The sequence below is a fragment of the Methanoregula sp. genome (assembly GCF_041645475.1).
Classification (GTDB): domain Archaea; phylum Halobacteriota; class Methanomicrobia; order Methanomicrobiales; family Methanospirillaceae; genus Methanoregula.
In genome coordinates, this window is record NZ_JBAZQA010000013.1 from 37195 (window position 1) to 60412 (window position 23218).

Sequence of the window (23218 nt, forward strand, 5' to 3'; positions counted from 1 at the left end):
CCATGCTCGATCACTGCCCCGGTTCAGCAAACCTGCGCACGCCCACGCTCGCGATAAAGAAATGTCCCCAGTGCGGCGAGGAAGTTGAACTCTTCTCAAACGATATATCGGTAGCCTGCAGCAACTGCGGGTTTGTGGTCTATAACGATATCCTCACCTGCGTCCAGTGGTGCAAGTACGCAAAGGAGTGCGTGGGCGAGGAGACCTACAACAGGATTATGGCCCGGAAAAAAGAAGAAAGCCCTGAAGATCAGACAAGGCTCTCAAAGAATACCGGCCAGAACGGATCCTGAACTGGTATTGCGAGGGGAACCGTTGTCCCGTCAATGCGTTTCATAACCCGTACGGAGGCATCTCCGGTAACAGTACCGATGACGGATGACTGGATACCGGCCCCCGCGAGTGCAGCCATTATTTTTCCCGCATATGCCGGGTCTGCTGTTATGAGGAGCGAGCCTTCGGCGATAGCCGCAACCGGGTCGATAGCAAAGGTCTCGCAGACCATCCGCACTTCTTCGGGATAGATGAACAGGGACTCGTCGATCTTCATCCCGACACCGCTGGCATCCGCGATCTCGAACAGACCCCCGATAACGCCCCCCTCCGTTGCGTCGTGCATCGCGGTGACCCCACCCTCTGCCATTGCGGTGAGAGCATCCGTAACTACGCTCATCTGCCGGCAGAGTGCTTTTGCATTTTCGATCTGTTCTTCCGGGTATTTCCCCCGCAGGTCCGCTTCACGCAGAACCGAGAGGATGCCTGCGGTCTCGATGGCGGGACCCTTGGTGAGGATTACGTTGTTACCTGGCCTGGCCCCGGCAGGAGTGATATATGCGTCTTTATCCGCAATCGCAAAGACCGTGATTCCCCCGATGGTGGGCGAAGTGAATCCCGGGTAGTATCCTGTGTGACCCCCGACAATCGCAATGCCGAGATCCACTGCCGTTGTATGGATTGAATCGACAACCGTTCGGAAATCCTGGTCGCTGGTCTCCGGCGGGAGGAGGAGGGAATAGGTCATGTACTGGGGTTTCACGCCCATTACCGCCACATCGCTTGCACCGATATGCACGGTATACCAGCCGAACATTTCAAGGGGTTGTTTCGGGACGGCAAAGATGGGATCTTCTGCAATGATCAGGACTTTCCCGTTGCCGATGTCGACTACCCCGGCATCGATCCCCGTCCTTGGCGGCACGATAACGGACGGGTCGGTTTTTCCCAGCCGGTGGAGGAGGAACTCTGAAAAAAGGGTATTATCGATCTTCCCTATCTTTGGTTTACCTGCGGTCATGGTACAATCCCGCAATCGTGCAGATCCGATCGGCAATTTCCAGCGGGTCTTTTCCGAGCAGCACGGAAACGGGCTCTTTCCCCATGGCACCGGTCTCGTAACAGATCACAGGAGGTTTGCCTCCGGCAGCCCGTACGGCCTCCTTCACTTTCCAGGGCATGGAGGCGCCTTCAGCTGCCTTGATCTCTTCCGGTTCATTCCTGCGATCAATGACACCAAAACCCCAACTCTTTGACCTGCAATAGTCTTCCAGCCACCGGGCAAGTTCCGGGGTGCTGGCAAAGTCAATTCCTGCCCGGATTGACGGGTCATACTTCTGCATCTCGATGATGAGCCGGGCCATATGGCTCGATGCACCTAACCGGAGTCTCCCGGCTGCACAGGGCATATGGTTTACAACCGTAATCCTGCCATCAACCGCAAGTACGTCCTCACGGGTTCTGGCGTTCTTCCGTGCGAAGACGAGGTTCGATCTCACTTCCGGTATGAGGGTGGCAAACTCCCCGCAGTGTTCGATCTGTCCGAGTGCAAGGGAAACCATCCCGTGCATTTCGATAAGCTCAGTGTCAGTCATGATCGTTTTTCCCCATTCCCCAGATGCACCCGGGTTTCAGAGTGCGAGCATCCGTTCAATAGCAGTCCGGGCTCTCACCGCAATAGCTTCCGGCACAACAATCCTGGGCCTGAGCGTTGTTAAGGAATCCCGGACCAGTACAAGGCTGGTCTTTTTCATGTTCCGGCAGATGGCGCCTTCCGACAGGGGGTAACATCTCTTGGCCGGGCATTCCTTTGAGAGCCGGTGCAGGATTCCCACTTCGGTGCCGATGATAAATTCTCTCTCTTCTGCCGAGCACACGTGCCTGATGATCCCCGATGTGCTTGCCACCGTATCGGCAAGATCGATGATATCCGGGCGGCATTCCGGGTGTACGAGAACCCGGGCACCCGGGTGGGCTTTCCTTGCTTCGTGCACCATGGCCGGTGTTATCCGGTCGTGGACAATGCAGAATCCTTCCCACGGCAGGATCGTCTTTTTGGTGAACCGCTGGGCGTACCGTCCCAGGTTCTGGTCGGGCACAAAGATGATCGTGTCCTGCTCAACGGAATTGACAACCTTTACTGCGTTTGATGAGGTACAGCAGATATCGCTCTCGGCTTTCACATCCGCGGAGGTGTTGACGTAACAGACCACGGCGGCATCAGGGTGCCGTGACTTTGCCAGTTTCAGTTCGTCCGCGGTTATCATCTGCGCCATAGGACAGCAGGCATCCTCCGCAGGAAGCAGGACCGTTTTTCCCGGGGAGAGGATAGCGGCAGTCTCGGCCATGAAGTCCACGCCACAGAAGACTATTACGTCACCCTCCATGGATGCGGCAGCGCGCGAGAGTTCCAGGGAATCCCCTGTCATGTCGGCAAGATCCTGGATCTCCCCGGGCTGGTAATTATGCACCAGAAGGATAGCATTCCGCTCTTCTTTCAGCTGGAGGATCTCCTGCCGGATGCTGCGTGTGTCCCGCACGATTCTAAACTCCTGTATCCTATTTTGCATCCCGTTTTATCAAACCGTTGGTGATGGAGGGTCACCCGGATGTTTATGAAACCTGCCGGCACAGGTATTAGTACCTGATGAAACTCCTCTTGCCCGACCGTTCAGCCCGGGTTCTTGACATGCCTCCATCGACTCTTGAGGCGATCCTGCTTGGCGAGGGTATCAACCCGCTGGAGGTTATCGCGTCGCGGGACGGGATCCTGATCACCGAAGATACCGTGATTGGGACCGGTGACGAGATCCGGCTGCTCCGGATAGCCCACGGGGGCTGATGCGATGGACGGCAGGCCGGAGGTGCCGCGCTGCTCGCTCTGCACGGGCCCCGCAGTCCTGTTCCAGCGGCAGAGCGGGCGGCACCTGTGCAGCGCTCATGCCATTGCTGATATCTGCGACCGCGTAGCTGAAACGATCCGGGAAGAGTCGATGATTGTTCCCGGGGACCGGGTGGCCGTTGCCCTGAGCGGGGGAAAGGACAGCACCGCTCTCCTGATGCTTCTCCACCGGCTCCTTCCCTTGTGGGACGGCGTGAGCCTCGTTGCTATAACCATTGACGAAGGAATTGCCGGCTACCGGGATGAGACGGTCCGTTCCGCCGAACTCCTCGTAAATTCCCTCGGGGTGGAACACCACCGAATCGCGTTTGAAGACCTGTTTGGCGCTACCCTTGATGAGTATCTCAAAGGCCGGGAAAAGGAGGCCTGCAGCATCTGCGGGGTTCTGCGGAAAAAAGCGCTTATCGTGGGGGCAGAGCGGGCGGGCGCAACAAAACTTGCCACCGGCCATAACCTTGATGATGAGGCCCAGTCAGTCTTAATGAACGTCTTCCGGGGGGATCTTTCGCGTCTTGTCCGGAACAGCGGATCGGATTCCTCCGGCCGGTTCATTCCCCGGATCAAGCCCCTCATGAAGATTGCTGAAAAGGAGATCGCAACCTGGCTCCTGCTGAACAATGCCTGGACGGATCTTCCCGAATGTCCGTACTCCCGGTATGCCCTGCGGAGGGAGGTGCGGTCTATTCTCTCCACGCTGGAATACCGCCATCCCGGCACAATGCTGCATCTGCTGGAGAGCAAGAAAACGATAGAAATGCGGTGTGCCGGAGCTCTCGCCCCGGAACCAATCCGGCACTGCCGGCTCTGCGGCGATCCCTGCAGCGGGGAACTCTGCCAGCTCTGCCAGCTGAAAAAGACACTGGGCCGGTGAAAGAGTTCAGGGGCCCGGTTTTACGACCGAGACCCGTTCCGGGTGCGTGTAGATGTTCATCTTCCCGCCCCGGGAAAATCCCACGACGGTCAGGCCGGTCTTTTCAGCGGTCTCAACGGCAAGCGTTGTCGTTGCTCCCCGTGAGACGATGATCGGGATATTGGCTATTAAGCACTTTCTCACCATCTCGGATGAGATCCTTCCTGAGACCATGACATAGGTCTTCGAGAGATCCATCCTGTTGCGGAGGCCAAAGCCGATCACCCGGTCAAGGGCGTTATGTCGCCCGATATCCTCGGAGACGGCCACGATCTTTTCCCCGTCAAGGAGAGCAACGATATGGATGCCCCCGGTGAGGCGGTGGAGCTCGGAATTGAGCACGGCTTTTCCGGCATTCCAAATCTCCTGCGTGGTTATATGGTAATCCGACTGGATCTTCGGGAGTTTCTCCGTGTCGATGAACGACGTGCTCCCTCCGCATCCGGAGAGGATCGTCTTTTTCGGGCCGAGTACCTTGAAGAGGTTGGTCGTGATCACGCTCATCCGGTTCTTCTCGATCTTGATCGATTCGATCTCGTCGATTCCTTTGATGATCTGCTCGGTGAAGAGGTAGCCGGTGACAAACTCTTCGAGCATCACCGGGCTCATCATCGCGGTCATGGCATGCCGTCCGTTGACAAAGAGGGCGAGCGGGACTTCCTCGATCACTTCGTGCAGGTGATCCTCGCAGAGTTCCCCGTCAATCCGCTTGCAGGGTAATTTTCTGTACATTCATCATCTCCAAATAATCGTAACACTACCGGTGCCGGCCGGGTTCGCCCGCAGGTGTGAGCACTTCGTCCATGCTGCCGCTGCGGTATCCTTCGAGATCAAGGGTGACATACGTAAACCCGATCCGTTTGAATTCCCGTATCACGTCTGCCTGGTGCTCCAGGAGTTTCTCCCGCTCATCATTCGGTACTTCGATCCGGGCAATCGTATCGTGCAGCCGGACGCGAAGCTGGGTGAGTCCAAGGCCCGCGAGGTATGCCTCGGCCTCCTCGATGACCCCGAGTTTTTCCCGGGTGATCGGATCCCCGTAGGGGATGCGGGAGGAGAGGCAGGCCGCCGAAGGTTTCTGCCAGACCGGAAGACCGCGCTCCTGTGCAATGGCACGGATATCCTGTTTGGTCATCCCCGCATCGATGAACGGGTGGAGGATACCCTCCTCGGAGGATGCCCGGAGGCCGGGGCGGTGCTCACCCATGTCCGAGACATTGATACCATCGGCAATACAGGCAAGACCCAGTTCATCAGCCCGTTTCTTCAGAACCCCCGAAGAGATCTTCTTGCAGTGATAACAGCGGTCGGCCGTGTTGCTGCAGAACTCTTCGTGCTCCAGCTGGGGCACGCTGATAATGTCGAGCGTAAGGGCGAGATCGGCTGCAATCTTTTTTGCGTCTGCTACAGCCGCTCTCGGCACCACCGGGCTGTCAAGGAACACGCAGTGCGATTTTTTGCCCAGGACCTCGCGGGCCACATCGGCGAGGAGCGTGCTGTCAACGCCCCCCGAGAATGCGACCAGCATGGATCCTTTGCCGGCGATTATTGCCTTTAACTGCCGGTGTTTGTCGTCTGGCGTCATGATGCGTCTCGCAGGAAAGAAAAATGGGGATCAAAGTCCGGGTATTAAAAATCAGGAACCGCACCTTTCGGCATCCGTGGGCCCGGGGCACTGGTTCTCGTCGCCTTCGCGCAGCTGGCGGCAGATGTCGCAGGTGCGCTTTACGAGATTGATACTTTTCTTGTCTTTGAGATCCTTTGCAAGCAGTTCTATCGAGTGCTTGACATCGCTCTCGAATTCTATGCGGTACCCCCGTTTTCCCGAGAGGTACTGGGAGACTGCGGATGGCGCGATCTCGAGCATCCGTGATGCTTCCACCTGGGATACGCCGCACCTGACCAGTTCTACTGCAATCGCTGCCCGGATTGCCGGCAGGACATCCCAAACTATCTTCTGACAGGGAGCTTCCATCACATCACAACCTTTATGTTGTCACAATCGCGACATAATAGATCGTATTCACAATTGTGAATTGGTCGTGGCAGCACATATACCTTACCCTCATAAAGGACGATTGCCCCGGCAGTTCTCCGTCATGGGTCGGAAGGAAAGAATAATCAGACGACCAGCGCACATATTCAGGTATACGGTGAACCATGGGAGAGAAGCGTATCATTTACATGGACCATTCCGCAACCACCCCTGCACGAAAGGAGGTTGTGGATGCGATGATCCCCTATTATACCGAGCACTTCGGCAACCCGTCATCAATCTACGGTATTGCCCGCGAATCCAGGAATGCAATCGATACTGCCCGGGCGCAGGTGGCCAGGGCCCTGGGTGCCGAACCGTACGAGATCTACTTCACCTCCGGTGGCAGCGAGTCCGACAACTGGGCCCTCAAGGGAGTTGCCCTGGCAAACCGGAAGAAGGGCAACCATATCATCACCTCGAAGATTGAGCACCACGCCATTCTGCATACCTGCCAGTACCTTGAAAAGGAAGGGTTCACGGTCACCTATCTCCCGGTCGACAAGTATGGTCTCGTTGACCCGGCCGAGCTTGAGAAGGCCATCACCGACAAGACGATCCTTGTCTCGATCATGTATGCCAACAACGAGATCGGCACGATCGAACCCATCGCGGAACTGGCAGCGGTTGCAAAGAAGCACAAGGTGTACTTCCATACCGACGCCGTCCAGGCGATCGGCAATGTGCCAATTGATGTAAATGCGCAGGGTATCGATCTTCTCTCGCTCTCGGCCCACAAGTTCTACGGTCCCAAGGGTGCCGGTGTCCTCTACATCCGTAAAGGGACAAAGATCGACAACCTGATCCACGGCGGCGGCCAGGAGCGGAGGCGCCGGGCAGGGACCGAGAACATCGCAGGTATTGTCGGCCTCGGGAAAGCTATCGAGATGGCAACTGCCGATATCGAAGGGCACAACCGGAAGATCCGGGCACTGAAAGACCGGCTCCAGGCCGGTATCCTCAAAACGATCCCCCATGCTTACCTGAATGGCCACCCGGAGAAGCGACTGCCCGGCAACATTAACATAAGCTTCGAGTTTATCGAGGGGGAGTCCATGCTTCTCTGGCTGGATGACGAGGGTATCTGCGCCTCGACCGGGAGTGCCTGCACCTCGGGGTCGCTCGAACCCTCCCATGTCCTCCTTGCAACCGGTCTGCCGGTCGAGGTCTCCCACGGGTCGCTCCGGCTCACCCTTGGCAACAGCAACACGGATGCCGATGTGGACCGCGTGCTCGAAGAACTGCCGAAGATCGTATTACGCCTGCGGGAGATGTCTCCCCTGTATACCAAAAACGGAAAGGAAGGTGGCTGCAATGTACAGTGACAAGGTTATGGACCATTTCAAGAACCCAAGGAACGTGGGCGAGATGGAGGATGCGGATGGAATCGGAGAAGTCGGGAACCCGGTCTGCGGGGACATCATGAAGATCTTCCTGAAGATCAAGGACAATGTTGTTACTGACGCCAGGTTCAAGACGTTCGGCTGCGGAGCTGCCATTGCATCGAGCAGCATGGCAACGGAACTTGTCCGGGGAAAGACCCTGGAGGAAGCCTGGGAGGTTTCCAACAAGGCGGTTGCAGAAGCGCTCGAAGGTCTGCCCCCGATAAAGATGCACTGTTCGGTGCTGGCCGAGGAAGGCATTCACAAGGCGATCAATGATTACCGGAAGAAACAGGGTCTTCCTGAATGGGAAGAGAAGAATCCCCATTCCCACGATGAGCACGAAGAAGGTCTTACCTGCCAGCACTAAACCCCTGGATGCATCCGATACGGGATATCTGGTGAACCATGTTATCAGAACGCGAACTCGAACGGTATAAACGGCAGATCCTGCTCTTTGGCGAAGAGGGGCAGGAAAAACTGAAAAGATCCCATCTGTTTGTAGCGGGGGCCGGGGGTCTTGGCTCCCCCATTTCTCTCTACCTCGCGGTTGCAGGCGTGGGAACGCTGACGCTCGTGGACAAGGATGTTGTCGATCTCTCGAACCTCAACCGGCAGATTCTCCACTTCGACCGCGACATCGGGAGGAGGAAGACGGAATCGGCACACGAGAAACTCTGCGCAATAAACCCGGATATCCGGGTGAACGTGATTGATACCACCATCAACGAGTCCAATGTTGACCGGCTCGTCGGGGATGCAGATGGGATCGTAGATGCCATGGACAACTACCCCACCCGCTATCTTCTCAACGCATCTTCCCAGAAGAAGCAGATCCCTCTCTTTCACGGAGCGATACGGGGCCTTCACGGGCAGGTAACAACGATCCTTCCCGGCACAACCCCCTGCCTCCGGTGCATCTTCCCACGAGCCCCGCCAAAGGAGGTCTTCCCGGTTGTAGGGGTAACCCCCGGGATCATCGGGACAATCCAGGCAAACGAGGCTGTCAAGTACATCACCGGAGAAGGAAAACTCCTCGCAAACCGGCTTCTCATCTGGGACGGTGTGGAATCGAGGGCAGAAGAACTCTGCATTGAGAAGAACCCGGCCTGCCCGGTGTGCGGAACGGGAAAATCCGATCATAGTATCAAGGGGAAATCATGACGGTAAAGCTACGGTTTTTTGCACGGTTCCGGGAGCTGCTCGGCACCGATCTCATCACGAATCCCAATACGGGAACTACCCTCCTTGCACTGGTAAAGGAGATTGCAGGAACGAAGAAGGAAGGCTACGATGCCATCTTTGACGAGCACGGCATGTTCCGCGAGTTTGTCATCGTTATGCGGAACGGGAAGCGGGTGGAGCTTGCCGATGCGGCAACGGTGTTGGTTGCTGACGGGGACGAGATCGCGGTCTTCCCCCCGGTTGCCGGGGGATAAGAGGAGGTACCATGATACGGATCCAGACTGACGATGTGGATATCGGGGCTCTCATTACGGCTGCAAAGACGCCCGAAACCGGGGCCGTTGTGGTTTTTGACGGGATTGTCCGTAATGACGGGATCACCGAGATGGAACTGGAAGCCTACGAGGATGTTGCGGTTCCCGAACTGGAGAAGATTGCAATGGCCGCAACAGAGCAGTTCCATCTCCAGCACGTGGATATCGTACACCGTATCGGGAGGCTCTCTGTTGGCGAGAACATCTTAATCATCGTCGTGAGCGCCGGCCATCGCCCGGATGCCTATGCCGGCTCGCGGTACATCATCGAGGAGATCAAGAAGAGCGTGCCTGTCTGGAAAAAGGAGCTCACCAAAGATGGCGGGCGATGGGTTCCCGGCGAGCACGGCCACGGGTCGGGCCATCACTGATCTTTTTATCCGGATCCTGGTATTTCCGTGGTCCGGTTCTGCCAACATCACGATTACCCGCCATCCCGTCTGACCGCTATCCCGCGGCCTTTCTGCCGTCGTCCTCAATGCAGAAACTACAAATATTTTCAGGATTCAGGTAAGGTTGTTCACAACCCGGAGTACTTCCTGAAATGAGATACCTGCGGCAACTTGCACTGTTCCTTGTCTTATTCGTTGTCTGCGGGGTACTGCTCCTGTCCGTATACACGGAAGTGGAATCAACCACCATCAACCAGCTCAACACCGAGCAGATGGTGCATGCCGGGCAGGCAGCTCAAAGCATTGAACGGTTCTTCTCAACGTACAACCATACCCTCTCATTCCTTGTGGACAATGAGCATGTTGTCAGCATGGATTCGGAAGGGCGGGAACTGATGCAGGAATTTTTCTTCCGGCATTCACAGGATATTGCTTCCATCACCCGGGTTGACCGGAACGGGACAATCGTTTATACCTACCCGTACGAAGCCTCAACCGGGGCAGACATTTCGTCCCAGCCCCATGTCCGGAAATCCATGACCGGGCACCAGGTGGTGACAAGCGATGTTTTTACCGCGGTCCAGGGATTCCGGACGGTCGCATTTTCCATGCCGGTCTTTAAGGACGGTATCTATGATGGCAGTCTTACGATACTGATACCGTTTGAGCAGCTGACCCAGAAAGACCTTGAATCCGTCCGTATCCTGGAGTCCGGCTATGCCTGGGCGTTCAACCAGAACGGGACAATCCTCTACTCCCCGGATTCCGGCCTGGTTGACCGGTCTGCCTTTACGGTCTATAACCGATCGCCGACTGCTCTGGCGTTTGTCTCCGAAGCCGTGAAAGGCAACCGGGGGATCTCATCCTATACGCTTGAATCTGCGCAACCGAAAACGGGTGGTCCGGAAAAATACCAGGCTGTCTATTACCCGGTAATCATCGGCGATACCCACTGGATGATCGTTGTCGCAACCCCTGAGCAAGAAATCCTGAGTACCCTTCAGGGATTCCGCAATGATCTCATCATCATCTCGGGAATTCTCATCATCATCCTGTTCTTCTCCGCCTATTATACAACGCGGGCCTGGGGAATTCTCAAAGAGGAGGAACTACGGAAGGCTTCTGAAGCTGCGTTACGGGAGAGCGAGCGGAATTACCGAACCATCCTTGAGACTATCCAGGATATTTTTTACCGGAGCAGTCTCGACGGGAACCTGATCCTGGTAAGCCCCAGTTTTCTCAAGAGCCTCCTGTATGATTCCCTTGACGAGGTCCTGGGTAAACCGATTGCCGAAACATTCTATTACCGGCCGGAGAAGCGGGAGGAGATGCTCCGGATTCTCTCGGAAAAGGGGTATCTTGAGGATTACGAAGTCCAGCTCAAACGAAAAGACGGTACCCCGATCTGGGTCTCAACCCATACTCATTATTACACGGGGCCGGACGGGAAGATCGCGGGTATTGAGGGCATCTTCAGGGACATTACCGAGCGTAAACGGGTACAGGTGGAGTTGCTCAAAAAGAGCGGGGAACTCTCTGCCGCGTATGAGCAGATGACTGCAACTGCTGAAGAGCTGAAGCACAATTACGATGAACTCCAGAAAAGCCAGCAGGCTCTCACGCAGGCGCGTAAGAAACTCAACCTCCTCAACACCATCACCTTCCAGGATATTCAGAACGCACTCTTCAGCCTTGAAGGGTATATTGAACTCTTAAGAGAACTACCCCTGGATGAGAACGCTGCTGCATATGTGAAAAAAGAGAAAGAAATTACCGAAAAAATTTCAACGAGCCTCGTGTTTGCTAAAAATTACCAGGATATGGGAATAAACTCCCCCCGGTGGCAGAACCTGAACCAGGTATTCCTCATTGCCATCTCCCGCCTGGATACCTCCGGATTATCCCACTCCATCCACCTGGACAACCTGGAGCTGTATGCCGATCCCCTGCTGGAAACTGTCTTTTTCAACCTGGCCGAGAATGTGATCCGGCATGCAAAAACGGCAACCGTTATCTCCCTCCACTATCGGGAAACAACCGGCCATCTGACCATGTATTTTGAGGACAATGGGGCTGGAATTCCGGATTCGGATAAAGAGAATATATTTGAACGGGGGTATGGTTCACAGAAGGGCATGGGACTGTTCCTTGTCCGGGAGATCCTTGGTATTACCGATATCTCGATCCGGGAGACCGGGATGTACGAAACCGGCGCACGGTTCGAGATTACCGTGCCGGAAGGGGCGTACCGGTTTGGTGACGGGGCCGGTACTCCATAAGCCTGTTTTTACTGCCCTTGACTGCCCAAAACAAATAGCAATGATTATAATATCTCACGAGTATTCCCTGCTATGAGGGGATTCTGTGCTGTCTTCGTCCTGTTGGTGTTTCTGTTGTCCGTGCCGGTGGCGAGTGCAGATGGTTCCTCCCTGGTCATAACCCAGCCGAGTGCCAACGAGACCCGGTTTGCCGAACTGAGGGATTTTTACGTTTATGGCACATTTTCCCCTGCACTAGGAAACCCCGGGGATATCCGGATTGAGCTCTATCCTGAAAGCGCCTGTACCGGTGATATCTGCACGGGACTTCCGGTGCGGTCCATCCGGAGCCATGTCGATCCCGTTACCGGCGTGACCAACAGCAGCCAGATTGACTGGTCGTTTGTGGGATCAACCTCAGCATCACCGGTCCGAGGGGGCTATGTCCCGGATATTATCAAAGAGCCCGGGGGCTACACCGACCCGAACAACAAGGTTGTTGTCACCAACTCCTACTATGGAGGGCTCGTCCTTGGCGGGGTTACCAAGAATTACAATACAACGTACACGAACAGTTCCGGCTATCCCCTCGTGGACCTGACCGCCGGGAATTACAAGCTCAATGTAACCGGGCTCTCCGGGACCCTGGCCGGCACCAGCGTGACAAAGACGATCACGTTCGGGATCACGGACACGGCCCTTGGAACCAACCGCCCGACTACCAGCAAGAATGTCCGGATCCAGTATGCGATCGATCACGGCCTCCGGACCTACTTCGATAATTTTCCCGGGTATTTCTCTGATGGCGGGAACAACTGGTCCAACTTCCGGACCCTTGCAGCCCCGAATAACGGGATCGAGATCGTCAATGATCTGGGCGGCACGACGACAGATACCGTTGCGGTTGCCAACAACACGATGTTTGTCTACAATATCAACAGTGCAAGTACTACGTATTCCGTGGAAGTGGCCCCGATCCTGAAATACAACCTGCAGGACGGGGTCAACACGACCTTCCTCTATTACGAGAACGGGGAACCGGTCCTCACGTATTATGACGTTCAGGGTATCCAGCAGCAGCTGACGTCGGCGCTCCGGCAGTTCAGCGGGAGCAACCGGATTGCCCTCACCCACCTTGATGTACGGAATCCCACCGGTACGAGTTACGAGAATCTCTATGACCCCAATGATACTGCCTGGAAATCGGTGTATGTCAATCCCTCGGGAACGATCGACATAATCCCGGGACAGGTCTTCACGGTCTACGGTGTGACCAAGCCCATTCCCTCCACGGTATCATCAACCTCCACGCCCTACTGGTATTCCATTGACAAGCGGACCTCCCAGCTTGCCTGCACGGTCACTGATGCAACAGGAAATGTGGTCTCCACATCAACGCATGAGGTCAATTTATCCCGGTACTACAACAACTATCCCGGGTCATCGAATCCGTACCAGAAGTACAACTCCCTCTTTGAGTTCGGGTCGGATTTCACGACCCTGACGAGCCCTGGCACCTATACGATCAGCCTTGTTGGCAAGGATGAGTCGGGTACTGTGGTCTCCGGGGCGACAGCTTCGTTCAATGTCCGGGTCAATGCCCAGTACTCCATCGATTCCGGGGATACTGCCGGCAGTCCCTCCGGCACACCCCAGGTTGTCCTCAACCCCGGGGCTCCGGCCGGCCAGCCGGTGACCTTTGCTTTTACGCCCGCATCCCCGGCCGGGACAACCTCTGTTGAATCGGTCACGATCACCCCCTCCCGCACGACCGGGCAGGTGGAGTGTATCCTTACGTCCGCTACACCCGGCTCCCCGATCCTGCTGAGCGGCCGGGATGTTGCCGGTTACTACCGTATTACCGTAAACTGGATCAACCCGGATGCCATAGATCACGCGGATATCGTATTCTCGGTGAACAAGGCCTGGCTTGACGAGCGGCATATTCCTCCTGAACAGGTTGTGCTGCTGCGGTACGTGGGCAACCAGTGGGTGGAACTGCCGACCAGCCTGAAACAGACCGGTGCTGCTGCGTACGAGTTTGGTGCCACCACGCCGGGCTTCTCATACTTTGCAGTTGCCCGTAAGGCTGGCACTGCAGCGCAGGTGAACGGTACGGCTGTTGTTCCGGCAGCCGGTGAGACGATGCGGGTTGATAGTGCAGCAGCGGATCTTTCGCCAACCCCGTCCGGTAGTGGAGAGGCTGTTACCGTTGTGACAACAATGGTCCCTGCAATCCCTGCCCCGGCTCCAACTCCGTCACAGCCATCGATCGTGCAGGTCTTCTTCCCGCCCCGGGGTCTCCCGCTCGTGACGATCGCTGCATGGGCAGCTGTGATCGTCCTCATCTTCGTTGTGGCCTGGCTTGTCCGGCGCTGGTGGGTACGGCGGCAGAACCCGGCCCTCTTCAGGAAGTACGACTAAACCTTTCACCTTTTTTTAAACGAAATACGAATCGTCTTGTTCTTATCAACGTGGTGAATCATTTCCTGTGGTGGTAACTAACGCCAGGCTGTTTAAAAAAAACGGATTGGTCCGGAACTCCTCCGAACAGGTTACCAGTGGACAAAGAATCCCCGGAATTCACCGGTTGCGGGCTCTTTTTTTACGGCCAGGTTTTCCACGCGGATCAGCGGACTCTCCTCCGCATGGGCAAAACAGATGAAATCTGCAAGGGCTGATGGGTGACCCTCGACTACGATCCGGACTGAGCCATCCGGCAGATTCATGACTTCCCCGTGGATTCCCATCCGGCGGGCACAGTCGGAGATGAACTGCCGGTACCCCACACCCTGGACCTTCCCCCGTGCCACTGCGGTGATCCGCTCCATACTATTGAGAGGTGGATGCCATTGTTTAAATTCTTGGTTTTTTGATTCCGTGGAATATGCTGATATGGCCGGGGTATCCGGCTGTTCTGCTTTCCCGGCAATCCCTTCCGGTGCCGGTTACGATAATTTCTCGAGCCTGGTGCAGGCATCGTGCAGCGTCTCGTCCTTTTTTGAGAAGGTGAAGCGGAGCTTTGTCTCGCCTCCCTTGTGATAGAACGAACTGCCGGGGACTGCAGCAACCCCGATCTTCTCCACAAGGTGTCGGGCGAACTCCACATCGTTCTTCCCGAAACTGGCAATGTCCGTGAAGATGTAGTAGGCTCCGTCGGGAAGTTCGCAGGAGAACCCCGCCTTTTTGAGCCCGTCAAAGAGGATGTGCCGCTTGCGGTCGTATTCCTCTGCAAGCCCGTGATAGTAGGAATCCGGAAGTGCCAGCGCAGCAACGGCTGCCTGCTGCAGGGGCGCCGGGGCTCCCACGGTGAGGAAATCGTGGATCTTGCGGATCCGTGCCGTGAGTTCTTCACCGGCAAGCGCATAGCCCACTCTCCAGCCGGTGACGCTGTAGGTCTTGGAAAAGCTGCCAATGGTCACGGTCCGGTCCTCCATACCGTCCAGCAACCCGAGCGAGATGTGTTTTTTGCCGTCGTAGACGATATGTTCGTAGATCTCGTCGGTCAGGGCAACGAGGTTGTTTTCCACACAAAGGTCGCGGATGAACGAGAGTTCGCTCTTCGTAAAGATCTTTCCCGTGGGATTGTTGGGGGTGTTGAGGATGATCGCCCGGGTCTTCCGGGTGACGGCTTTCTTCCAGGCCTCTTCGTCGATAGAGAAGTCCCCTGCGAGCGGGACGTACTTCGGGACCGCCCCGGAGATCTCGGCATCCGGGCCATAGTTCTCGTAGAATGGTTCGGGGACGATAACTTCGTCGCCCGGCCGGATGATCGCGAGCATCGAGGCCATCATGGCTTCGGTAGACCCGCAGGTTACGGTGATCTCGGTTTCGGGATCGAAGTCCATGCCATTGAATTTCTTCACCCGTACTGAGAGCGCATCCCGGAGGTTCTTTGCACCCCAGGTGATCGCGTACTGGTTGTGGTCGTTCCGGACCGCTTCAGAGGCCGCGATCTTGAGCTCTCCGGGGCAGGGGAAGTCGGGGAACCCCTGGGCCAGGTTGATCGCGTTGTGGGCAAGGGCAAGCCTTGTCATCTCCCGGATAACGGATTCGGTGAAGGTGTCTGCCCTGGACGGGTGGGCCGAGAACAGGGAACCTGCACCTGTGGCCTTCTGGATCTTTCCTATGCCGGATCGGGCATGTTTCATAGTAACCGGTTAGTGTATGGGAAAATAAGGTATCAGGTTTGATTCTGTCGCGTCCCCTTCCTTTCCGGTGGCCGGTCTGGTTATCCCGATGGCACGGAATCTGCCCTCATGCAGCCGTCCCGGACCCGTAATTCCGGTTGGACCCGGCTGAAGATTGTGGCAAAATCTGACACAAAATCACGGTATATATCCGCACCGGTCCCATACTCTGTGTTCACCATGGTGAACAGGAACCAGTCATGAACACACACCACGCGACCCCCGCCGATACCGTGACCGGTGCCGGAACAGATTTGTCCGGCCCGGCCCGGGCTTATCCCGGTTCACTCCGGGGAGCCCCCCTCTCTCGTATCGGTGGTGCCCGGGGCGCCGGAGAGTATTGTAGCCCGGGCCGGAACACGGCAGGGCCGGCGCAATCAGGGAGACCCATGAATACTACAGACGCTCTTCCTGGTATGTGTCCCATGACCCTGTCCTGACCTCACGTCACCAGCACGCACCCACACAGAATTATCGCACCCATCCGGCAGAAACCTGCCAAAATCCGGTAACAATCGCCTCATACAGCAGCACAGAACCGGTTGTGCATCCGGGGATATGTCCACTCCTCCGGATCTCTCTTTTTTATTCTCCAGGGGTTTTTTGTTGTAGCTCTACAACGGAAGCAGCCGCCAATCAGGTAACGGTCTGCTCCGAGGGCTCTCCTCCTCCAGACCGCTGTGTTCACGCGGCCACTCGTGATTGCGGTTCTTACGAGAGTAATCTTTGTGTTTGCCTCCTGCATGGAACGCAATGTGCTTGACGGATCTGCACCGGGTGCATTACACGATCGTTGCCAATGAACTCATCGCGATGCTCTGGTGGGTAAACATCAACAACCTCCGGGTATGGTACCTGATAGATGAATCTTATTTTTTATACGCAGGATGAGGGGATCCCCCGGTAAAATGAACGTTCTGTTCCGGCGATCAAGAGTAGTTGGATAGTTCATACCCTTGCAGGACCGGCACGTGTGTCCATGCATGTCCGTTAAATCTCACATCAATTCCAAACCTATAATTTCATCTTGACTCTACATATTGTCCAATGGATCCAGCAGTCACCGTACTGTTTCTCGGGCTTCTCATATTTCTTGGTAATATTCTCTCGCGGTTTTTTACGCTCACCAAGATTCCCGATGTACTCTTTCTTATCGCCATCGGTATCATTGTCGGCCCGTTCCTCGGGTATGTATCCCCCGCCGAGTTTGGCGTTGTCGGCCCGCTCTTCACGATGGTCACGCTCGCCATCATCCTCTTTGAAGGCGGCCTGCACATCACCATTGAGACCTTAAAAAAAGCCATCACCGGAACAACCGCCATCATAGTAGTCAGTTTTGTGGTCATAACCATCATCTGCATCGTGACCATGACCTCCTGGGCAGGCTTCTCCCTCATTGAGGCCTGCATGCTCGGTGCAATTCTCGGGGGCACGTCATCCGCAGTTGTCATACCGTTAACCCGCTACCTCAATATCGGGACTGATACAAAAGCCATTCTCGCGCTTGAATCTGCGATCAGTGATGTGCTCTGCATCGTGGTGTTGCTGGCCCTTGTGAATGTGGTGAAACTCCAGAAAATTAATGCCGGCCATATCATTGGCGAATTTATCGCTTCGTTCCTGATTGCGATTATCATCGGGGTTGTGGCTGGTATCTGGTGGTCATCGGTGTACCACAAACTCACCAGTATCAAGAGTATCTTCATCACCATGGCCTTTGTCTTCATTGTGTTCGGGTTTGTCAGCCTCCTTGGGTTTTCCGGGGCCATTGCTGCCCTTGCACTCGGCCTGACTCTCGGGAATCTGAATTACTTCAAGGCTGAAAAGATCCTCCCGTCCCTTGTGGATAAGGTCACTCAGGTTGAACTCACTCCCGTAGAAACGGAATTTTTTTCCCAGCTGGTCTCCTTATTGAAGACATTCTTCTTCATCTACATCGGCATATCGATCCACTTCACGAACATGAATATCATCTATATGGGAGCACTCCTCACGATCTTCATCTACCTGGCCCGGATCGCCATTGTCTGGTTTACCATTCCCCGGAGCATTCCCCCATCGGATGCAGCGGTTGTTGCTGTCATGGAGCCCAAGGGACTGGCTGCAGCCGTTCTTGCGTCACTGCCGCTTGGAGCGGGAGTTGCAGCAGGGCAGACAATCCAGGATGTTACCTATATTGTGATCTTCTTCAGTATCCTTGCCTGCTCAATCCTGATCTTCCTCTTAGAGAAGACTCCCTTTACGAGAGCGTACCGGAAATTGTTCTGGATGTTTGGGAAAGAGACCGCGGTCTCATCAGAGCATCAGAAATAAGAAAAATATGCTTTTTTAGAAATCATCCGTGTTGCGTACTCGGGTTGAATGTGTGAGTGTGACACGGGGGAGGCAACCCTGTGTGGCAAGCCTCCACAACCCTCATGTAAAAAACCATATGGATTCCCGTAAGGTTTTGCTTCACGGGGCGAGCCATGATGAGGCGGCGAGCGCCCGGGTTTCCATCCCACCCAGATTCCTCTTTTGGCAGGTTTTTACGGAGCAGAAAAATAGATTAAAAAAAAGTTACGGTCCAAGGGGAGACTCGTTCATCCCGAGGAAGTATAAGGCATTCTCCCCGTACTGGACCGGGGCATACTTGGATCCGAAGTGTGGAAGGCCGTTGAACCGCACCACCCACGAGCCGTTGATCTGCGAGGCCATCCGGACCGAGATGGGATCGGGAGTCAGAATATCCTTGGTTCCCTCAACGAGCATGACATCCTTGTGGATGCCGGACAACTTGTCCCAGGAGCCATTCCAGGCAAGGTTTGCCTGGGCCTCCCTGCGGGTGCCTTCCGGCTGGGAGGGATTGACACTGATATTTTCATTGAGCGCAAGCAGGAGTCGTGTCTCGGGAAGCCGGATGCTGTAGGTCACGGAATCCAGGACCAGTTTCCGCACGCGTTCGGGGTGATCGATCACCAGCTGCTGGGAGGTCGAGGACCCCATGGAGACCCCGTACACGTGCATGCTGTCATACCCGAGTGCCTGCATCAGTGCCGCTGCATCCTCGGAGTACTGGGTGAGGGACGGCGGCGTTGTGTTCGTGTAGCTGCTGTATCCCATTCCCCGGGGATCGTAGATGTAGACATGGTATTTCGAGGCAAGGATGCCGATGAATGTCTCGTTCCACGAGTTCATGGTATTGCCAAATCCGGTGATCATCAGAAGGGGCTCGCCGGATCCGAATTCCCGGTACGCGAGTTTCACGCCGTTGACTTCTTTGTACTGGATGGGCGTTGCGTTGATGTTTACTGCGGGGTAGGTCAGCAGGTCAGCCTGCGAAGCCGGAGACGGGCAGATGCTGGAGGTACCGGGGGTACCGGTGCACCCTGCTGCGAGCACGAGGCAGAGGGTGGTAGCAATTGCCAGGGTTACTGTCAGGTTCTTGTTCATGGATACTCCTCATCACTGGGTTTCTGCAGAGCTGAAACCGGATTGATACCTGTTTATTGGGGGCCGTTATTAATTCTCGGGTTTTTTCCTGGCCGGGCCGGGATCCGGCAGCCCACTGGCCGTATGTGAAAAGCGCGTTTGAGAAGAGAATACGAAGGATGGGAGAAATGAAAAAATGGGTTAGGTTCTCTTTCCGTGGGACTTCTTGCCCGCGGTCCTGGCCACTGCGGGAGTGGTCTTTGATACGGCAGCAACTGCCTTCTTTTCTTTATTCGACATGGTGATCACTTCCTTTTCAGTGGTTTTTTTGTAGAGTGGTTTTTGCCACGCATGTATGTTCCCGGGATACCGGGATATATCCTTTGTCCGTTTGCAGAAATTGAAACGATGGTAAAGGCTTATTTTTGTGAAACGGGGGTAAACAACCTGCCGGGAAATCTGATGAGGCAGGCCCGGACAACAGGGGGGGGTGGGGGGTCACCCCCCCTCCTCTTTTTTCTGATCAGGTCTTATCCCCCCACCGCGATCAGAGCGACCGGGGGTCCACCCCCTCCCCTCCCGCCCGGGAAATCCCGGGCGCTACCCGTTTTTGAGTAAGGCCGGAATAACCCCGTCCCGCCGGCAACTCCCCGCGAAGCAAAGGGCCGGATGGTGCAGAACGGGAGCGGGTTATCACATTTGAGGAGGGGGAGTGGGGGCCTGCCCCCCCTCGGTCATTTTTCTGAGTATGGGGGTGACCCCCCACCCGGATCAAAGTGGGTGGGGGGGCCGGGGGGTAGAGGTTTCCCTCTTTGATCATGAGTGAAAAGGAAATGACTCTCCTTCATGTCGCATTTTTCTTGAAGCAGGTATCTGTTTTCTAATTAAGATTTCAACCAGTTGTACGGAATATTATTTAGTTAGAATTATTATGAGCTGGATAACATATTATCATCGTTATTTCATGCGAATTCTGATTGATACGAATGTATTCATTTATCGAGAAACAGATCGGGTTCTTTCCGACGATTTACAAAATCTCACCCGATTATTAAGTGATATTCAGGCAACAATTCTTGTTCATCCTCAGTCCCATGATGAAGTTGAGGGTATAAAAGATACGACATTACGGGCGGTTATGCTTTCAAAGATCAAAGCATATTCAATTCTTGAATCACCCCCTGCTGCAAAATCCGATGACATTTTTTTAACTATCCTCGAAGTCTCTCCATTTGAATGGAATACCGTTGATAATTCCTTACTATATGCCCTGCATAAAAATGCAGTTGATTTTCTCATAACCGAGGACCGGGGCATTCACCGGAAAGCCTCAAGATTAAATTTGACTGATCGGGTTTTCCTTATTGAAGAAGCCCTAGAGGATTTTTCAAAATATCTGGTTCGTGACCGTGTATTTACGTCCCCGGCCCTCAAACTGGTTCCAGTTCATAATCTGGACATAAATGATCCGATTTTCGATACTTTGAAAAAGGAGTATTCTCCCGATTTTTTTTCCTGGTTTGAAAGAATTTGTAGACAGGGGAGAAAGAGTTTTGTCAATTACCGCAATGATGGCCTACTCGGTGCGTTGTTGATTTATAAGATTGAAGACGAGGCGATCGCAGATGCGGTTCCTCCGCTCCCGAGAAAAAAACGACTGAAACTGGCAACATTTATTGTATCGCATGTTGGCCAGAGAATAGGGGAATTATTCATCCGTCTCGCGGTCGATATTGCAATCTCGAACCGGATTGATGAGATTTACCTGACCCATTTTATCAAAGAACCGGATCGCCTTGTAGATTTGATCACCGAGTATGGCTTTGTTAAAGTCGCTGTGAAACCGGGAGATGAAGCGATTTTTTCAAAATTACTTATTTGCACGCGGGAAAACTGTTCAGAGCTAACGCCATTATCAATGAGCAATTTATTTTATCCCAGTTTTTACGATGGCCCAGCGGTTAAAAAGTTCATTGTTCCGATACAACCATCTTATCACGATCGCCTGTTTACGGATTTTAAAAGACGACGGATCGGTCTGTCAGAATTTTTTGGCGAATTTTACCCGGAAGGCAATTCGATCAGGAAAGTGTACATAACGCACTCAAATATCCTCAAAATTAATCCTGGGGATCTTATCCTGTTCTACCGGTCACAGGATCTTAAGGGGATCGTTTCTTTAGGTGTCGTTGAATCATTTCACCCAAAGATCTCCGATCCTCATGAAATTTCACAGCTCGTCACCCGGCGCACTGTATACTCACAGATGGAGATTGAAGAAATGCGAAAGCCTCTGACTGTCATACTCTTTACGCATCATTTTCACTTCGCTCAGCCGGTGATTTATAAGCAATTACTCGATAACCATATTCTCGAAGGTCCAGCACAAGCTATATCAGAATTGACCAATGAAAAATACACGTGGATATTGGAGAAGAGCGGAATTGACCGGCGTTTTGCTTTCCATTAAACCAAAATATGTGAAAGAGATCCTGAGTGGAGTAAAACAGTACGAGTTCCGCAAGCAGATCTTCAAGAATGAATCCGTGAAAACCGTGTACATTTATTCCACCTCTCCACAGAAGAGAATTGTCGCCCGTTTTCGACTTGGCAAAATTGTCAAAGAGCATCCCGATTATTTGTGGGAGCAATACTGTGATGTTTCTGGCATCAGTGAGCGCGAGTTTTTTGAATATTTCTCTGACCGGGATACTGGGTATGCAATCCGGATCGAAGAGCTTGAGCGCTTTGAAGAGCCGATTGATCCTCACACTGTAATTGATCAGTTCGTTGCACCGCAATCATTTCGATATGTAAAATGTCCTCTCCTACGCTCCTCATTGTCATAATCTCCACCCCCTTATATATTTATACCAACATGCACCTTTTTCCGGATAATCACAATACACCGGATGAACCCCCGGTTTACGGTAACCCTCCCGGAATCATTGTGGGATGCACAGCAGACATGACTATCCCGAACGCGGAACCGGTGGATGTGACGGCATACACGGCGGCTCATAAAAAATATGGAGCAGGCCCGTGTAACCCCCATTGTTGGAGAGAAAACCAGCATTATCAGAGCTGCCGGCACCCCCGTCACCCTGATTGTTCTTTTCCCCGTCTCTTTTTCTCCCCGCACGGTACCAATTCCGCAGCGCCGGTTCCGGCCGATCCACTAAAACAACCTGTATCCGGCCCCGATTCCACCCCCGCGAATTATCCGTTATATCCCCACTGCCAATGATGGTATGTCAAAGGGCGCCCCGCGACAACAAAGAAAAAGGAGAAACCAGAAATGGCAGACTTTACGCAGAACACCATTGTGAAAAGTGCGATCCGCAGGCTTGCGGACCCGATTGCGGACATCAGTGCGTTCAACACCATTGTCCAGTCCGTTATCCTGAACAACCCGTTCGGGTGTGTATCGTATATGAGCTCGGGTGCCAACCACCCGCCCGTACAGAAAACCCGCGAGACCTACACGGCCAAATTCAAGTACCAGGATGCCAATGCCGATATCGTGGGACGGGGCAACGAGAGTTACGGCACCCTTGCCGGGTTCAATGACGGCATCGCCGCCGTAATCGCCAACACCGCGAACAACACGGCCCATGGCGGGACACCGATCCACGATGCCGACAATGACAGCTTCTCGGCAACCCTGAAGTGCCACGACCCCAACGGCGAACTGTACTTCGTGAACCTCTCACGCCGGCAGGTGACCGTCTCCTCCTACCAGGACGACGCGATCCGGACCCGCATCGAGACCTGGGCGGACGGCGTTGCGGCCCTTGCCTGAGGTGGAGTGAGATGGACAACGAACTCATCCTCACCGGAGCGTTCCTCGGCACGGGACTGCTCGCCTACGTTGTCATCCCGGGCCTTCTCGTGATCTGGGACCGGGTCCTCGACCACATGGAAGACCGGAACGGCACAACCAAACCCTGAAAAAAGATGGGGGGA

Annotated in this window: 24 protein-coding genes; 15 read left to right on the forward strand and 9 right to left on the reverse strand. The window is 54.4% G+C overall.

Annotated elements, in window-relative coordinates; all coding sequences use genetic code 11:
- Positions 1 to 2: 2 nt before the first annotated feature.
- Positions 3 to 293, forward strand: coding sequence for a hypothetical protein (locus tag WC598_RS10820; RefSeq protein ID WP_372961511.1), 291 nt, complete (start codon positions 3 to 5; stop codon positions 291 to 293).
- On the opposite strand, the gene WC598_RS10825 is transcribed toward WC598_RS10820, so the two are convergent.
- From WC598_RS10825 to nadA, 3 genes are read right to left on the reverse strand one after another with little or no spacing between them, the layout of a single operon-like run.
- Positions 251 to 1294, reverse strand: a complete 1044-nt coding sequence (locus tag WC598_RS10825) for an AIR synthase family protein (RefSeq protein WP_372961512.1) — start codon at positions 1292 to 1294, stop codon at positions 251 to 253. The genes WC598_RS10820 and WC598_RS10825 overlap by 43 nt on opposite strands.
- Complete coding sequence (locus tag WC598_RS10830) at positions 1281 to 1868, reverse strand: thiamine-phosphate synthase family protein (RefSeq protein ID WP_372961513.1); 588 nt, start codon at positions 1866 to 1868, stop codon at positions 1281 to 1283. Before WC598_RS10830 ends, WC598_RS10825 begins: the two co-directional genes overlap by 14 nt.
- Before the next feature lie 36 nt (positions 1869 to 1904).
- Positions 1905 to 2813 (reverse strand): quinolinate synthase NadA, encoded by a 909-nt coding sequence (gene nadA / locus WC598_RS10835; RefSeq protein ID WP_372961514.1) that lies wholly within the window; start codon positions 2811 to 2813, stop codon positions 1905 to 1907.
- Positions 2814 to 2920: 107 nt separating this feature from the next.
- Between nadA and WC598_RS10840 the strand changes: the two genes are divergently transcribed.
- Positions 2921 to 3115: a thiamine biosynthesis protein ThiS gene (locus WC598_RS10840; RefSeq protein ID WP_372961515.1), complete on the forward strand. Its 195-nt coding sequence runs from the start codon at positions 2921 to 2923 to the stop codon at positions 3113 to 3115.
- A gap of 4 nt (positions 3116 to 3119) precedes the next feature.
- Complete coding sequence (locus WC598_RS10845; RefSeq protein ID WP_372961516.1) at positions 3120 to 4046, forward strand: TIGR00269 family protein; 927 nt, start codon at positions 3120 to 3122, stop codon at positions 4044 to 4046.
- A gap of 6 nt (positions 4047 to 4052) precedes the next feature.
- Here WC598_RS10845 and fdhD read toward each other — a convergent pair whose 3' ends face one another.
- From fdhD to WC598_RS10860, 3 genes are read right to left on the reverse strand one after another with little or no spacing between them, the layout of a single operon-like run.
- A complete protein-coding gene (fdhD, locus tag WC598_RS10850; protein ID WP_372961517.1) occupies positions 4053 to 4817 on the reverse strand; it encodes a formate dehydrogenase accessory sulfurtransferase FdhD in 765 nt (254 codons plus the stop codon).
- 25 nt (positions 4818 to 4842) lie between these two features.
- Positions 4843 to 5670, reverse strand: coding sequence for an ATP-dependent sacrificial sulfur transferase LarE (gene larE, locus WC598_RS10855; RefSeq protein ID WP_372961518.1), 828 nt, complete (start codon positions 5668 to 5670; stop codon positions 4843 to 4845).
- Between the two features lie 51 nt (positions 5671 to 5721).
- On the reverse strand, positions 5722 to 6060 hold the full coding sequence (locus WC598_RS10860) for a transcriptional regulator (protein WP_372961519.1): 339 nt from the start codon (positions 6058 to 6060) through the stop codon (positions 5722 to 5724).
- Positions 6061 to 6245: 185 nt separating this feature from the next.
- Between WC598_RS10860 and nifS the strand changes: the two genes are divergently transcribed.
- The 7 genes from nifS (at position 6246) to WC598_RS10895 (ending at position 14075) form a co-directional block, all read left to right on the forward strand.
- Positions 6246 to 7445, forward strand: coding sequence for a cysteine desulfurase NifS (gene nifS, locus WC598_RS10865; protein WP_372961520.1), 1200 nt, complete (start codon positions 6246 to 6248; stop codon positions 7443 to 7445).
- Positions 7435 to 7872, forward strand: a complete 438-nt coding sequence (nifU, locus tag WC598_RS10870) for a Fe-S cluster assembly scaffold protein NifU (protein ID WP_372961521.1) — start codon at positions 7435 to 7437, stop codon at positions 7870 to 7872. Before nifS ends, nifU begins: the two co-directional genes overlap by 11 nt.
- Positions 7873 to 7910: 38 nt before the next feature.
- Positions 7911 to 8666 carry a ThiF family adenylyltransferase gene (locus WC598_RS10875; protein ID WP_372961522.1) on the forward strand — a complete coding sequence of 252 codons (756 nt, stop codon included), beginning with the start codon at positions 7911 to 7913 and terminating at the stop codon, positions 8664 to 8666.
- Positions 8663 to 8941, forward strand: a complete 279-nt coding sequence (locus tag WC598_RS10880; protein ID WP_372961523.1) for a MoaD/ThiS family protein — start codon at positions 8663 to 8665, stop codon at positions 8939 to 8941. Before WC598_RS10875 ends, WC598_RS10880 begins: the two co-directional genes overlap by 4 nt.
- Before the next feature lie 11 nt (positions 8942 to 8952).
- Positions 8953 to 9372 carry a molybdenum cofactor biosynthesis protein MoaE gene (locus tag WC598_RS10885; RefSeq protein ID WP_372961524.1) on the forward strand — a complete coding sequence of 140 codons (420 nt, stop codon included), beginning with the start codon at positions 8953 to 8955 and terminating at the stop codon, positions 9370 to 9372.
- Positions 9373 to 9545: 173 nt separating this feature from the next.
- On the forward strand, positions 9546 to 11672 hold the full coding sequence (locus WC598_RS10890; protein WP_372961525.1) for a cache domain-containing protein: 2127 nt from the start codon (positions 9546 to 9548) through the stop codon (positions 11670 to 11672).
- A gap of 72 nt (positions 11673 to 11744) precedes the next feature.
- A complete protein-coding gene (locus tag WC598_RS10895) occupies positions 11745 to 14075 on the forward strand; it encodes a PGF-pre-PGF domain-containing protein (protein ID WP_372961526.1) in 2331 nt (776 codons plus the stop codon).
- Between the two features lie 131 nt (positions 14076 to 14206).
- Here the strand turns inward: WC598_RS10895 and WC598_RS10900 are convergent, their stop codons facing one another.
- Entirely contained in the window at positions 14207 to 14482 is a 276-nt protein-coding gene (locus WC598_RS10900) for an acylphosphatase (protein ID WP_372961527.1), read from the reverse strand.
- Between the two features lie 117 nt (positions 14483 to 14599).
- Complete coding sequence (locus WC598_RS10905) at positions 14600 to 15802, reverse strand: pyridoxal phosphate-dependent aminotransferase (protein ID WP_372961528.1); 1203 nt, start codon at positions 15800 to 15802, stop codon at positions 14600 to 14602.
- Positions 15803 to 16888: 1086 nt separating this feature from the next.
- Between WC598_RS10905 and WC598_RS10910 the strand changes: the two genes are divergently transcribed.
- Complete coding sequence (locus WC598_RS10910) at positions 16889 to 18154, forward strand: cation:proton antiporter (protein WP_372961529.1); 1266 nt, start codon at positions 16889 to 16891, stop codon at positions 18152 to 18154.
- 246 nt (positions 18155 to 18400) lie between these two features.
- On the opposite strand, the gene WC598_RS10915 is transcribed toward WC598_RS10910, so the two are convergent.
- A complete protein-coding gene (locus tag WC598_RS10915) occupies positions 18401 to 19273 on the reverse strand; it encodes an alpha/beta fold hydrolase (RefSeq protein ID WP_372961530.1) in 873 nt (290 codons plus the stop codon).
- 943 nt (positions 19274 to 20216) lie between these two features.
- On the opposite strand from WC598_RS10915, the gene WC598_RS10920 reads away from it, so the two are divergent.
- From WC598_RS10920 to WC598_RS10935, 4 genes are all read left to right on the forward strand, one after another.
- Entirely contained in the window at positions 20217 to 21722 is a 1506-nt protein-coding gene (locus tag WC598_RS10920) for a hypothetical protein (protein ID WP_372961531.1), read from the forward strand.
- A gap of 10 nt (positions 21723 to 21732) precedes the next feature.
- The gene (locus tag WC598_RS10925; RefSeq protein WP_372961532.1) at positions 21733 to 22101 is read left to right on the forward strand and encodes a hypothetical protein; all 369 of its coding nucleotides are present in this window, start codon (positions 21733 to 21735) and stop codon (positions 22099 to 22101) included.
- A gap of 449 nt (positions 22102 to 22550) precedes the next feature.
- Positions 22551 to 23054, forward strand: coding sequence for a hypothetical protein (locus WC598_RS10930; RefSeq protein WP_372961533.1), 504 nt, complete (start codon positions 22551 to 22553; stop codon positions 23052 to 23054).
- Positions 23055 to 23065: 11 nt separating this feature from the next.
- Positions 23066 to 23203: a hypothetical protein gene (locus tag WC598_RS10935; RefSeq protein WP_372961534.1), complete on the forward strand. Its 138-nt coding sequence runs from the start codon at positions 23066 to 23068 to the stop codon at positions 23201 to 23203.
- Positions 23204 to 23218: the final 15 nt, after the last annotated feature.

Coding starts and splice junctions, on each gene's coding strand:
- nifU (WP_372961521.1), top strand. CDS start 7,435: ATGTACAGTGACAAGGTTATGGACCATTTCAAGAACCCAAGGAACGTG.
- WC598_RS10910 (WP_372961529.1), top strand. CDS start 16,889: ATGGATCCAGCAGTCACCGTACTGTTTCTCGGGCTTCTCATATTTCTT.
- WC598_RS10845 (WP_372961516.1), top strand. CDS start 3,120: ATGGACGGCAGGCCGGAGGTGCCGCGCTGCTCGCTCTGCACGGGCCCC.
- WC598_RS10920 (WP_372961531.1), top strand. CDS start 20,217: ATGCGAATTCTGATTGATACGAATGTATTCATTTATCGAGAAACAGAT.
- WC598_RS10935 (WP_372961534.1), top strand. CDS start 23,066: ATGGACAACGAACTCATCCTCACCGGAGCGTTCCTCGGCACGGGACTG.
- WC598_RS10905 (WP_372961528.1), bottom strand. CDS start 15,802: ATGAAACATGCCCGATCCGGCATAGGAAAGATCCAGAAGGCCACAGGT.
- larE (WP_372961518.1), bottom strand. CDS start 5,670: ATGACGCCAGACGACAAACACCGGCAGTTAAAGGCAATAATCGCCGGC.
- WC598_RS10895 (WP_372961526.1), top strand. CDS start 11,745: ATGAGGGGATTCTGTGCTGTCTTCGTCCTGTTGGTGTTTCTGTTGTCC.
- fdhD (WP_372961517.1), bottom strand. CDS start 4,817: ATGTACAGAAAATTACCCTGCAAGCGGATTGACGGGGAACTCTGCGAG.
- WC598_RS10825 (WP_372961512.1), bottom strand. CDS start 1,294: ATGACCGCAGGTAAACCAAAGATAGGGAAGATCGATAATACCCTTTTT.
- WC598_RS10930 (WP_372961533.1), top strand. CDS start 22,551: ATGGCAGACTTTACGCAGAACACCATTGTGAAAAGTGCGATCCGCAGG.
- nifS (WP_372961520.1), top strand. CDS start 6,246: ATGGGAGAGAAGCGTATCATTTACATGGACCATTCCGCAACCACCCCT.
- WC598_RS10900 (WP_372961527.1), bottom strand. CDS start 14,482: ATGGAGCGGATCACCGCAGTGGCACGGGGGAAGGTCCAGGGTGTGGGG.
- WC598_RS10840 (WP_372961515.1), top strand. CDS start 2,921: ATGAAACTCCTCTTGCCCGACCGTTCAGCCCGGGTTCTTGACATGCCT.
- WC598_RS10915 (WP_372961530.1), bottom strand. CDS start 19,273: ATGAACAAGAACCTGACAGTAACCCTGGCAATTGCTACCACCCTCTGC.
- WC598_RS10890 (WP_372961525.1), top strand. CDS start 9,546: ATGAGATACCTGCGGCAACTTGCACTGTTCCTTGTCTTATTCGTTGTC.
- WC598_RS10885 (WP_372961524.1), top strand. CDS start 8,953: ATGATACGGATCCAGACTGACGATGTGGATATCGGGGCTCTCATTACG.
- WC598_RS10820 (WP_372961511.1), top strand. CDS start 3: ATGCTCGATCACTGCCCCGGTTCAGCAAACCTGCGCACGCCCACGCTC.
- WC598_RS10880 (WP_372961523.1), top strand. CDS start 8,663: ATGACGGTAAAGCTACGGTTTTTTGCACGGTTCCGGGAGCTGCTCGGC.
- WC598_RS10875 (WP_372961522.1), top strand. CDS start 7,911: ATGTTATCAGAACGCGAACTCGAACGGTATAAACGGCAGATCCTGCTC.
- WC598_RS10860 (WP_372961519.1), bottom strand. CDS start 6,060: ATGGAAGCTCCCTGTCAGAAGATAGTTTGGGATGTCCTGCCGGCAATC.
- WC598_RS10830 (WP_372961513.1), bottom strand. CDS start 1,868: ATGACTGACACTGAGCTTATCGAAATGCACGGGATGGTTTCCCTTGCA.